Genomic DNA, 12,025 nt, shown 5'->3' with positions numbered 1-12,025 from the left:
CTCGCTGGTACGACACCCACAACTGTCGTCCCCGCGAACGCGGGGACCATAGCCACCGGCGCCCTTTGTAGACAAAGACAGATGACCCAGAGCCTTTTTCAACAATTGGCCATCCGCGGTATGGGTCCCGGCCTTCGCCGGGACGACAGCGGTGTTTGCCGCGAGTGGCCCGGCATGATCGCCAACACGCAATGACCTCCCGCCTCCGCCTCGGCCTCATCGCCGGTTTCGCCACCCTGGTCGTCGACCAGGCCTCCAAGCTGTGGCTGCTGTACGTGTTCGACCTGCCCAACCGCGGCACGGTCAGGATCACCCCATTCTTCGACCTCTACCTCGCCTGGAACATCGGCATCAGCTTCGGCTGGCTGCAGAGCGAGAGCGCGCTGGCGCAATATGGACTGATGGCGGTGAAGGCCGTCGCGGTGGTCGCCCTCGCCATCTGGATGGCGCGCGCGGAAAGCAAGCTGGCGACGGCGGCGCTCGGCCTGATCATCGGCGGCGCCATCGGCAACGGCATCGACCGGCTGGCCTATGGCGCGGTGGTCGATTTCGCGTTGTTCCACATCCAGATCGGCGGCACGGTTTACAACTGGTACATCTTCAACATGGCCGACGTGGCCATCGTTGCCGGGGTGGCGGGCCTGCTGTATGACTCCTTCTTCGGGGCTCCCGCCGCAAAAGCGCCCTGATCCGGGTCGATACCGGCCGGTGCCGATCCAGGGTCAAGAGCCTGATGATCTTCACGTTTTCGAGATCGGCGCGATGCCTGGACGGCCCCCGTCGAATCGAGGATCGCAATCGGTGGGTTCGCGGCCGGTTCGTCGGAGCACGAGCACTGGACAAGCGAGGACAGGGAAAGCCATGCGCAAGACCGAAGTCAGCGGCCGGATCATGACCTACGCGGCCTTTCGCACTCTGCGCCTGTCGGCGGCTGCGCTTTGCATCGGCGTCATCATGGCCGCGGGCGTCGCCCGTGCCCAGGAGGACGAGGAAGACGACAAGACCTTCGAAGAGAAGATCATCGACAACCTGATGCGCGGCCTCGGCGGCACCAACATGGAGACGCCGACCATCAATTATCGCGAGCGCTCGCCGCTCGTCGTGCCGCCCAAGCTCGATCTGCCGCCGCCGGCTGCCGCGACCCAGGCCAATGCCCCGAACTGGCCGAAGGACCCCGACGAGCAGCAGCGCCGTGCCGCCGCCGCCGCGCGCAAGAAGGAAAACAAGGATCCGGTCAATGCGGCCCGCCCGCTGACCCCGGCCGAGATGAAGATGGGCCGGACGGCGGCGGCGAAGCAGACCGAGCCGGTTCAGCCGGGCGTCAGCAACAATCCGATGATGAGCCCGTCCCAGCTCGGCTTCAAAGGTACCCTGTTCGGCCTGTTCAAGGGCAATGACAGCGAGACCAAGCCGTTCACCAGCGAGCCGCAGCGCGAAAGCCTGACTCAGCCGCCGCCGGGCTATCAGACGCCGTCGCCGGGCTATGCCTACGGGACCGGCCCGCAAGAGCCGCTCGGCGGCAAGCAGATGGACATCATGACCGGCAAGGAACGGTGACGGCGGCCAGCCGCCGGAGTCCCGGACTTGCCGCGTTTGCCGGGCATTAGTGAAATTTAATGTCTCGCGGCGGCACCATGCCATCGCCGCTTTGTGACGCCGGGCTCCGTCCGGCGCGATGTAGCATGCTGCGCTCAAACCCGATCGCCCCTCCCCGCGGGCCCTCAGAAGGATCATGATGTCCTCGCACCGGTTCATTCCCGTCGCCGCCGCGCTCGTCTCCATCATTGCGTTCACGGCCGGCGCTTCGGCGCAAACGACGTTCGCCTCCGAGCCCCCTGCCAGCTTCACCCTCCCCAACGGCCTGCAGGTCGTCGTGATCCAGGATCACCGCACCCCCGTGGTGACGCAGATGATCTGGTACAAGGTCGGCTCCGCCGACGAGACGCCCGGTAAATCAGGCCTCGCCCATTTCCTCGAGCATCTGATGTTCAAGGGCACCGAGAAGCATCCGGCCGGCGAGTTCTCCAAGACCGTACTCAAGATCGGCGGCAACGAGAACGCCTTCACCTCGGTCGACTACACCGGCTACTTCCAGCGCGTGCCGCGCGACCAACTGCCCAAGATGATGGAGTTCGAGGCCGACCGCATGACCGGCCTCGTGCTGAAGGACGAGAACGTGCTGCCCGAGCGCGACGTCGTGCTCGAAGAATACAACATGCGCGTCGCCAACTCTCCGGAAGCCCGGCTCAACGAGCAGGTCATGGCGGCGCTCTACGTCAATCATCCCTATGGCCGCCCGGTGATCGGCTGGAAGCCGGAGATCGAAAAGCTCAGCCGCGAGGATGCGCTGGCGTTCTATCGCCGCTTCTACGCGCCCAACAATGCGATCCTCATCATCGCCGGCGACACCGACGCCAAGGAAGTACGTCCGCTGGTCGAGCAGACCTTCGCCAAGATCCCCGCGCAGGCCGACATTCCCGCGCGCCGCCTGCGGCCGCAGGAGCCGCAGCCGGTGGCGCCGCGCACGGTCACGCTGGCCGACCCACATGTCGAGCAGCCCTCGATGCGCCGCTTCTACCTGGTGCCGTCGGCGACGACGGCCGCGCCCGGTGAATCCGCCGCGCTCGACGTGCTGGCCCAGCTGATGGGCAACGGCAGCAACTCCTATCTCTACCGCGCGCTCGTCATCGACAAGCCGCTCGCGATCAGCGCCAGCGCGTCCTATCAGGGCACCTCGCTGGATCCGAGCCAGTTCTCGGTCGCGGCCGCGCCGAGACCCGGCGTGGAGTTCGCCCAGGTCGAGGCGGTGGTCGACAGCGTGATCGCCGAGCTGGCGCAGAACCCGGTTCGCGCCGAGGATCTCGAACGGGTCAAGACGCAGCTGATCGCGGAGGCGATCTACGCCCAGGACAACCAGGCCACGATGGCACGCTGGTATGGCGGCGGCCTCACCACGGGGCTGAGCATCGAGGACATCCGGAGCTGGCCCGATCGCATTCGCGCCGTGACCGCCGAGCAGGTGCGCACAGCGGCGCAGAAGTGGCTCGACAAGAAGCGCTCCGTGACGGGCTATCTGATCAAGGACAATGCGGCCAAGCGCGAGGAGAAGCGGTCGTGATGAACACAATGACCTTCGCGCGCCGCTTCGCCTGCACGCTCGCCGTCGCTGCCGCAGCGCTCGCCGTCACGTCGGCTGCACAGGCCGCAACCAAGATCCAGCGCTTGGTCTCGCCCGGCGGCATCGAGGCCTGGTTCGTGCAGGACGCGACCGTGCCACTGATCGCGATGGAATACGCCTTCCAGGGCGGCGCCTCACAGGATCCCATTGGCAAGCCCGGCGTCGGCAATCTCGTCGCCGACCTGCTCGACGAAGGCTCCGGCGATCTCGACTCCAAGACCTTCCACGAGCGGCTCGACCGCCGCGCCATCGAGCTCAGCTTCCAGGTATCGCGCGATCAATTCCGCGGCTCGCTGCGCATGCTGCGCGACAACAAGGACGAGGCGTTCGAGCTGCTGCGCACCGCGCTGACCTCGCCGCATTTCGACAGTGCCGATGTCGAGCGCATCCGCTCGCAGGTGATCTCCGGCCTGCGCCGCGAGACCACCAACCCGAGCTCGCTGGCAGGCCGCAAGTTCCTCGAGCTCGCCTTCCCCAACCACCCCTACGGCCGTCCGGCCAACGGCACGCTGGACAGCGTGCCGACGATCACCGTCGACGATCTCAAGGACTACACCGGCCGCGTTCTCGCCAAGGACACGCTGAAGGTCGCCGTCGTCGGCGACGTCGATCCGGCGACGCTCGGCAAGCTGCTGGACCAGACCTTCGGCGCACTGCCGGCGAAAGCGACCCTGACGCCGGTGCCTGACGTCATCGCCACCAAGCCGCCGCAGCGCGTGCTCGTCTCGCTCGACGTGCCGCAGACCGTCATCACCTTCGGCGGCCCCGGCATCCGCCGCCACGACCCGAACTTCATGGCGGCCTATGTGGTCAACCACATCCTCGGCGGCGGCGGCCTGTCGTCGCGGCTCTACAAGGAGGTGCGCGAGAAGCGCGGCCTCGCCTACTCCGTCTATGACGCGCTGCTGTGGATGGATCACTCCGCGCTGTTCATCGGCAACACCGCCACCCGCTTCGACCGCGCCAGCGAGACCATCGCCGCGGTCGAGGGCGAGATCCGCCGCATGGCCGAGGAAGGCCCGACCCAGCAGGAGCTCGACGAGGCCAAGTCCTACATCAACGGCTCGCAGATGCTGGCGCTCGACACCTCCTCCAAGCTCGCCCAGGCGATGCTGCAATATCAGCTCGACAAGATGCCGATCGACTACATCGAGAAGCGCAGCGAGATCGTCAAGGCCGTGACGCTCGATGACGCCAAGAAGGCGGCGAAGCAGCTCTGGAGCCAGGGCCTGCTGACGGCGGTCGTCGGCCGCACGCCCCAGGCCGCCGCCGAGCCGTCCCAGGCGCCGGCCACGGCGCCAGTGACGAAGACGAACTGAGCGGGCGCGGCACTCTCGTCGCACGACGCTTCGAGGTCGCTGACCATCGCTGTCTCCACAAAAATGGTGTCGTCCCGGCCTTGAGCCGGGACCCATACTCCAGGGAGATGTTTGAGGCAGGCAGGTCATTGACACCTCCCGCCTCACGTCGGCTGCGGCGTATGGGTCCCAGGTCGGCGCCGTCAGCCACGCTTCGCGTCGCTGACGGCTTGCCCGGGACGACAGCGGAGGATCGCGCGTCGACTTCCGATAATAATAATTATCTTGCTATTTTTCGGAAATCATGTTCTTCTCCGCCATCCCGCCTCACTGCGGAGGGGCGTTGCGCGCGATCGTCACGACACGCGAGGCGGGGAGCGGTGGCCGCGAGAGATCGCAGCGTCTTCTTGCGAGGGCGCGGACGAACGATCGCTTGCGGACGTGAAGTCGCAGCGTCCTGACACCCCGATGCTGGTGTCACGTTCGCGACGGCGCTAACGCGCCGCGTGGATCATGGTGGCCAACAAGCCCGGCGCACCAGGGAGACTGCGTATAAGCGTGAAGACCACCGCGCGGGGAATGCCGGGATGTCTCGGCTGAACCTGTGGTACCTGCCGCCTGCATTTTTTTCGCAGGCGGGCCATGGGTGCGGCCAGCGCCCGGCATTCCCCGCGCCCTCTGCACTTTCAAGAGGGACGAACTGATCGCAGGGCTCGGGCATGAGATGCCGCGAGAACGCAGCGTCATGACTGAGCTGATCGACACCTGCTGTTTGAGCCGTGAATCCGCCATCCCCACCGCTGTCGTCCCGGACAAGCGGCGACGCGCGCCAGCGCGGCGCTGCGCCGATCCGGGACCCACACTCCGCGGCCGACGTGATACGGGAGGTGTCAACGACCAGCCTGCCTCAAACTTCTCCCTGGGTTATGGATCCCGGCGTTCGCCGGGATGACAGTGGAGGTTCTCGCACCGGCCCCTGGCCAACCCGCGACGCAATGGTGCGAACCCGCGCACACCGGCCCTAAACCCGCTATGGTGCGCGCGAAAGCCTCGATTCCACCTGGTGCCCCATGCTGCGGATCTCCCGCGACCTTGCCATCGACGAGAACGACATCGAGATCTCGTTCGTCCGCGCCTCCGGGCCCGGCGGCCAGAACGTCAACAAGCTGTCGACCTCGGCGCAGCTGCGCTTCGACACGACCCGGATCACACTGCCCGAGGATGCCGCGGCACGGCTGGCGCGGCTGGCCGGCCAGCGCATGACCAAGAACGGCGTGATCGTGATCCAGGCCGAGCGCTTTCGCACCCAGGAGCGCAACAAGGCCGATGCGATCGACCGCCTGGTGGCACTGTTGAAGGAGGCGATGATCAGGCCGAAGGTGCGGCGCCCGACCAAGCCGACCTTCGGCTCCAAGCAGCGCCGGCTCGAAGGCAAGAAGCTTCGCAGCGACGTCAAGGCGGGACGCGGCACGCGCCGCTTCGACGATTAGTTGGACTGCATCACACCCACCGTCATTCCGGGGCAATCGTCGATGCGCCGCCGCGCATCGGCGATTGAACCCGGAATCCCGAGATGGGTGGGAATGAGCGCCAGCCAAACGCGCGATTCCGGGTTCAAGGCCTGCGGCCTTGCCCCGGAATGACGCTGGTGCTGATGCAGAAGATGAGTTCGCACCACGCCCGTCCCGACCACACCGCACGACGCCCCATGACGATGAGTCTGCATTGCTGACGCACCTTGCGCACCGCAAACACCTGCGCATGCTTTGTTCTCGCTGAAACAGCCGGCTACTACCACGACGCTCCGGCCGCGACCTACGCTCAGAAAAAATCGAGAGCGAGGACCGATGTCGGGACGGCGTGCGGCGCGATATGCGCCTCTTCTGTGCGGGTCATTCGTTGGCGCGGTGCTGAGCACCACGATCGCCTCGGCGCAGATGGCGCTGCCCGCACCCAAGCCGGCCGACGGCGCCACCCTGTTCAAGCAGCAATGCGGCGTCTGCCACACGCTGAGCAGCGGCGAACCGATGCGACAGGGACCGCCGCTATCGAAGATCGTCGGCCGCCGCGCCGGATCGATCGACGGCTTCCGCTACTCGGCCGGCTTCGCCAAGGCCGACTTCAGTTGGGACGAAGCCAAGCTCGACGCCTGGCTGACCAATCCGCAAGAGCTGATCCCCGGCGCCGTGATGGCCTATCGCCAGGCCAAGCCCGAATTGCGCGCCGCGATCATCACCTATTTGAAGGACAATTGAGATGGCAAAGCCCGTTCATTCCATGATCCGCGTGCTCGACGAGGCCAAGGCGCTCGACTTCTACACGCGCGCCTTTGGCTTGGAGATCGCCGACAACCTGCGCTTCGACGGCTTCGCGCTGATCTATCTGCGCCACCCGTCGTCGCCGTTCGAGGTCGAGCTGACCGTCAATTTCGACCGCAAGGAGCCCTATACGCTCGGCGACGGCTACGGCCATCTCGCTGTCGTGGTCGACGATCTCGATGCCGAGCATGCCCGCTTCGAGCGCGAGAACCTGGCGCCAGGCCCCTTGCGCGATTTCAAGCACAATGGTGCGACGCTCGCGCGCTTCTTCTTCGTCACTGATCCCGACGGCTACAAGATCGAGGTGATCCAGCGCGGCGGCCGCTTCGGCTGAGCCGCTGAACTACGACCGTACATCAACAAAATCACACGGAGGATACCCATGAGAGAAGTCGATCGCCGCAACAAATACGACCGCCGCGTCTTTCTCAAGGGCGCGGCCGCGACCGTGCCGGCCGCGGCCGTCGCCTCCGCGACGGGCCTCGGCGTCACCGACGCCTGGGCCGAGGACGCCAAGGCGCTGACGCCGGCGACCCTGAAGACGCTGGTGAAGGTCGCGCGCGACATCTACCCGCACGACTTCCTCGCCGACCGCTACTACATCACCGCGGTCAAGCCGTGGGACGGCAAGGCGGCGGAGGACGCCGCCGTGAAGGCGATGATCAATGACGGCGTCGCCCGGCTCGACCAAGACGCGCGCGACCGCCACAAGGTGCCGTATGCGCAGGTGCCATGGGAGATCGACCGTGTCGCGCTGCTGCAGGGCATCGAGCAGACGACCTTCTTCAAGACCGTCCGCGGCGACCTCGTCGTCTCGCTCTACAATCAGAAGGAGCTCTGGCCGAAATTCGGCTACGAGGGCTCCTCCGCCGAGCATGGCGGCTACATCAACCGTGGCTTCTCCGACATCGACTGGCTGCCGAAAGCCTGACGCCGGCGAACAACAGAGAACACGGAGGAAACCACCATGGCAAAATTCGATCAGAACGATTCGAGCGTCATCGTCATCATCGGCTCGGGCGCCGGCGGCGGCACGCTCGGCAACGAGCTCGCACAGAAGGGCATCAAGGTCGTCATTCTCGAAGCCGGCAATCGCTACGAGATTCCCGACTTCATCAACGACGAATGGGAGAGCTTCACCCAGCTCGCCTGGACCGACATGCGCACCACGTCCGGCACCTGGCGGGTGGCAAAGGACTTTGCCAACCTGCCGGCCTGGATCGTCAAGGCGGTCGGCGGCTCCACCGTGCACTGGGCCGGCGCCTCGCTGCGCTTCGACGAGCACGAGTTCAAGGCGCGCACCACCTATGGCGGCGTGCCCGGCACGAGCCTCTTGGACTGGCCGGTGACCTTGGCCGAGATGGAGCCGTGGTACGCCAAGGCCGAGTTCAAGATGGGCGTCACCCGCACCAACGACATTCCCGGCCTGCCCGGCAACAACAATTTCAAGGTGCTCGAGGCCGGTGCCCGGAAGATCGGCTACAAGACCGTGCACACCGGCAACATGGCGATCAACTCGCAGCCGCGCGACGGCCGCGGCGCCTGCCAGCAGATCGGCTTCTGCTTCCAGGGCTGCAAGTCCGGTGCGAAATGGTCGACCTTGTACACCGAGATCCCGAAGGGCGAGGCCACCGGCAATCTCGAGGTGCGGCCGGGCAGCATGGCGATCAAGATCGAGCATGACGCCTCGGGCAAGGTCACCGGCGTGGTCTATGCCGACAGCCAGGGCAAGATGCAGTTGCAGAAGGCCCGTATCGTCGCCGTCGCCGGCAACTCGATCGAGAGCCCGCGGCTGCTGCTCAACAGCGCCTCGAACATGTTCCCGGACGGCCTTGCCAACTCCTCCGGCCAAGTCGGCCGCAACTACATGCGGCACATGACCGGCAGCGTCTATGCGACGTTCGAGAACCCGGTGCACATGTATCGCGGCACCACGATGGCCGGCATCGTCCGCGACGAGGCGGCGTTCAATCCGAAGCGCGGCTTCGTCGGCGGCTACGAGATGGAGACCTTGTCGCTCGGCCTGCCGTTCATGGCGGCGTTCCTCAATCCCGGCGCCTGGGGCCGCAGCTTCACGGCGGCGATGGAGACCTATCCGCGCATGGCCGGCATGTGGCTGGTCGGCGAGGACATGCCGCAGGAGACCAACCGCATCACGCTCGATCCAGTCGCCAAGGACAAGTTCGGCATGCCGGTGGCGTCAGTGCATTTCGACGATCATCCGAACGACGTCGCGATGCGCGCCCACGCCTACAAGCAGGGCTCGGCGATCTACGAGGCGGTCGGCGCCACCGTGACCTATCCGACTACGCCCTACCCCTCGACCCACAATCTCGGCACCAACCGGATGAGCGAGAAGGCCAAGGACGGCGTCGTCAACAAGTTCGGCCAGACGCACGACATCAAGAACCTGTTCGTCTCCGACGGCAGCCAGTTCACCACGGGCGCGGCGTGCAATCCGACGCTGACCATCGTGGCACTGGCGATCCGGCAGGCCGACTACATTGCGGGAGCGATGCAGAAGAAGGAGATCTGATTGGCTGGCAGCGGTGTTGTGCACGCACTCGCCGCGCAATCGGTCAGCGCCTCCCCCCGCTTGCGGGGGAGGTCGGATCGCATCGCAGATGCGATCCGGGTGGGGGAACGCTCCGGAAAGACCGCCGCAGTGGCGCCCCCACCCGCCCTCCCCCGCAAGCGGGGGAGGGAGACGAGGCAGCGAATTCTTGGCTACTCCGCCGCGTCCATGATCGCGGCCGCGGGAAAATCCGGCAGCGCCGCGGTCGCCTTGGCCCGGTAGATCAGACAGGAGCACCTCAACAGCGACGCAAAATTCTTCACCTCGCCGTGATGATCGAGCACCTCGGCGTACAGCGTGGTCACGAACTTGGCGAGGCTCATGCCCTCCTTGGCGGCGATCTCCTCGAGCGTGTCCCAGAACGCCATTTCGAGCCGGATCGAGGTGCTATGGCCGCCGATCCGCAACGAGCGGGTCTGCGATGCATAGTCGCGCTGAGGCTGGTGTGCGAACAGATGGCACATGGGCTTCCTCCGGCTGATCGTTATTTTTGCGAAACGATATACTGGCCCCGCCCGCCTCACAATCCCGTTGGAGAACGCCGCATTCGTCTGCCGCACTGCGTGAAAAACGCTATTCTCCCGGCAACACAAGTGGCGCCGCGACAGCGGCGTCGCATCAACGTTCCGAGCCGCACCATGCCCGTCCGCCAGCTTCCCGAACAGATCGTCAACCGCATCGCCGCCGGCGAGGTGGTCGAGCGGCCGGCGAGCGTGGTCAAGGAGCTGGTCGAGAATGCGATCGATGCCGGCGCGAGCCGCATCGACATCTTCACCGATGGCGGCGGCCGGCGAAAGATCGCGATCACCGACGACGGTGGCGGTATGACGGCGGCCGATCTTGCGCTCGCGGTCGAGCGCCACGCGACCTCGAAGCTCGACGACGAGGACCTGCTGCAGATCCGCACCCTCGGGTTCCGCGGCGAGGCGCTGCCCTCGATCGGCTCGGTGGCACGGCTGTCGATCACGACGCGGCACAAGAGCGAGCCGCATGCCTGGGCGCTCGCGGTCGACTGCGGCGACAAGTCTCCGATCGTGCCGGCCGCGCTCAACCAGGGCACCCGCGTCGAGGTCGCCGATCTGTTCCACGCCACGCCGGCCCGGCTGAAGTTCCTCAAGACCGACCGCACCGAGGCCGAGGCGATCCGCGAGGTGGTGCGGCGGCTGGCGATGGCGCGGCCCGATATTGCGTTTACGCTGGCCGGGGAGGAGCGCGCGCCGGTGACCTGGGCGGCCGCGCTGCCCGGCGCGCCGGGCCAGCTGACGCGGCTTGGCGACATTCTCGGCGCCGACTTCCGTAGCCATGCGATCGCCGTGCGCAGTGAGCGCGATCATGTGATGATCGAAGGCTTCGCCGCGGCGCCGGCGCTGACGCGGGCCAATGCGCTCGGGCAGTATCTGTTCGTCAACGGCCGCCCGGTACGCGACAAGCTGATCCTCGGCGCGGTGCGTGCTGCCTATGCCGACTATCTGCCGCGCGACCGCCATCCCGTCGTAGCGCTGTTCGTGACGCTCGACCCGCGCGAGGTCGACGCCAACGTGCATCCGGCCAAGACCGAGGTGCGCTTCCGCAATGCCGGCCTCGTGCGCGCGCTGATCATTCACGCGCTGAAGGAAGGCCTCGCCCGCGAGGGCCGCCGCACCGCAGCCAATGACGGTGGCGCGACCATCGCCGCGTTCCGCCCGGCGTTCGCGCCGCAGCCGCGGCCTGCAAATTGGGATTGGCAACGCTCGCCGTCGGCGCCTGTGATGCCGCACTTCGGCGGCTCGTTCCCATCAGCCGCGCCCTCGCCCGCTGCCACATCATTTGGTCTCGCCGAGTCGACGCAATCCGCATTCGACGTCGGCGCGCCGAGAGCGGACATACGGCTGCATGAGCAGCCGGCCGCGCCCGACCTGCTCGATCGTCCGCTCGGCGCCGCGCGTACGCAGATCCACGACACCTACATCGTGGCGCAGACCCGCGACGGCCTCGTCATCGTCGACCAGCACGCCGCGCATGAGCGCATCGTCTATGAGCGATTGAAGGCCTCGCTCGCCGCGCATGGCGTGCAGCGGCAGATCCTGCTGATCCCCGACATCGTCGAGCTGGACGAGGCGACCGTCGAGGCGCTGCTCGCGCGCTCCGACGAGCTCGCCTCATTCGGGCTCGCGATTGAATCCTTCGGCCCCGGCGCCGTTGCCGTGCGCGAGACACCGTCGCTGCTCGGCAAGATCAATGCATCCGCGCTGCTGCGCGATCTCGCCGAGCATATGGAGGAATGGGGCGAGGCGCTGCCGCTCGAACGCCGCCTGATGCACGTCGCCGCCACCATGGCCTGCCACGGCTCCGTCCGCGCCGGCCGCCGCCTCAAGCCGGAGGAAATGAACGCGCTGCTCCGCGAGATGGAGGACACGCCCAACTCCGGCCAATGCAACCACGGCCGCCCGACCTACGTCGAGCTCAAGCTCGCCGACGTCGAGAAGCTGTTCGGGAGGAGATAGCGGCCACGAATTGGAGCACGACGAGAGCGACAAACTGGCTGTCGTCCCGGGCAAGCCACCGGCAACGCGCAGCGTTGTCCGGCGGCGCCGACCCGGGACCCATACGCCGCAGCAGAAGTGGCGTGCGAGTACGCCGTCGCGAGCGTCGCGCGTCCCAACCCGATCCTGTGGTT

The 12,025-nt window shown here is 66.5% G+C and carries 11 protein-coding genes; 10 read left to right on the top strand and 1 reads right to left on the bottom strand.

Annotated features, from left to right (window positions below; translation table 11 throughout):
- Positions 1-191: 191 nt before the first annotated feature.
- From lspA to QW881_RS00870, 9 genes are all read left to right on the top strand, one after another.
- Entirely contained in the window at positions 192-689 is a 498-nt protein-coding gene (gene lspA, locus QW881_RS00910; protein ID WP_315754730.1) for a signal peptidase II, read from the top strand.
- Positions 690-891: 202 nt separating this feature from the next.
- Entirely contained in the window at positions 892-1,557 is a 666-nt protein-coding gene (locus QW881_RS00905; protein ID WP_315755149.1) for a hypothetical protein, read from the top strand.
- A gap of 175 nt (positions 1,558-1,732) precedes the next feature.
- On the top strand, positions 1,733-3,118 hold the full coding sequence (locus tag QW881_RS00900; protein WP_315754728.1) for a pitrilysin family protein: 1,386 nt from the start codon (positions 1,733-1,735) through the stop codon (positions 3,116-3,118).
- Complete coding sequence (locus QW881_RS00895; RefSeq protein ID WP_315754726.1) at positions 3,118-4,497, top strand: pitrilysin family protein; 1,380 nt, start codon at positions 3,118-3,120, stop codon at positions 4,495-4,497. The genes QW881_RS00900 and QW881_RS00895 overlap by 1 nt, the downstream gene beginning before the upstream one ends.
- A gap of 1,049 nt (positions 4,498-5,546) precedes the next feature.
- Positions 5,547-5,966 (top strand): alternative ribosome rescue aminoacyl-tRNA hydrolase ArfB, encoded by a 420-nt coding sequence (gene arfB, locus QW881_RS00890; RefSeq protein ID WP_315754723.1) that lies wholly within the window; start codon positions 5,547-5,549, stop codon positions 5,964-5,966.
- 447 nt (positions 5,967-6,413) lie between these two features.
- Positions 6,414-6,731, top strand: a complete 318-nt coding sequence (locus QW881_RS00885; RefSeq protein ID WP_315737060.1) for a c-type cytochrome — start codon at positions 6,414-6,416, stop codon at positions 6,729-6,731.
- Position 6,732: 1 nt separating this feature from the next.
- Complete coding sequence (locus tag QW881_RS00880; RefSeq protein WP_315754721.1) at positions 6,733-7,128, top strand: VOC family protein; 396 nt, start codon at positions 6,733-6,735, stop codon at positions 7,126-7,128.
- A 48-nt stretch (positions 7,129-7,176) separates the two neighbouring features.
- Positions 7,177-7,725 (top strand): gluconate 2-dehydrogenase subunit 3 family protein, encoded by a 549-nt coding sequence (locus QW881_RS00875; protein ID WP_315754719.1) that lies wholly within the window; start codon positions 7,177-7,179, stop codon positions 7,723-7,725.
- A 36-nt stretch (positions 7,726-7,761) separates the two neighbouring features.
- Positions 7,762-9,330 carry a GMC family oxidoreductase gene (locus tag QW881_RS00870; protein ID WP_315754717.1) on the top strand — a complete coding sequence of 523 codons (1,569 nt, stop codon included), beginning with the start codon at positions 7,762-7,764 and terminating at the stop codon, positions 9,328-9,330.
- Positions 9,331-9,521: 191 nt separating this feature from the next.
- Here QW881_RS00870 and QW881_RS00865 read toward each other — a convergent pair whose 3' ends face one another.
- Positions 9,522-9,833: a ribbon-helix-helix domain-containing protein gene (locus QW881_RS00865; RefSeq protein WP_315754714.1), complete on the bottom strand. Its 312-nt coding sequence runs from the start codon at positions 9,831-9,833 to the stop codon at positions 9,522-9,524.
- Between the two features lie 174 nt (positions 9,834-10,007).
- Between QW881_RS00865 and mutL the strand changes: the two genes are divergently transcribed.
- A complete protein-coding gene (gene mutL, locus QW881_RS00860) occupies positions 10,008-11,852 on the top strand; it encodes a DNA mismatch repair endonuclease MutL (protein WP_315754712.1) in 1,845 nt (614 codons plus the stop codon).
- Positions 11,853-12,025: the final 173 nt, after the last annotated feature.

It is taken from the genome of Bradyrhizobium sp. SZCCHNS3016, assembly GCF_032484535.1.
Lineage (GTDB): Bacteria > Pseudomonadota > Alphaproteobacteria > Rhizobiales > Xanthobacteraceae > Bradyrhizobium.
This window is presented reverse-complemented; position numbering and strand designations above follow the sequence as displayed.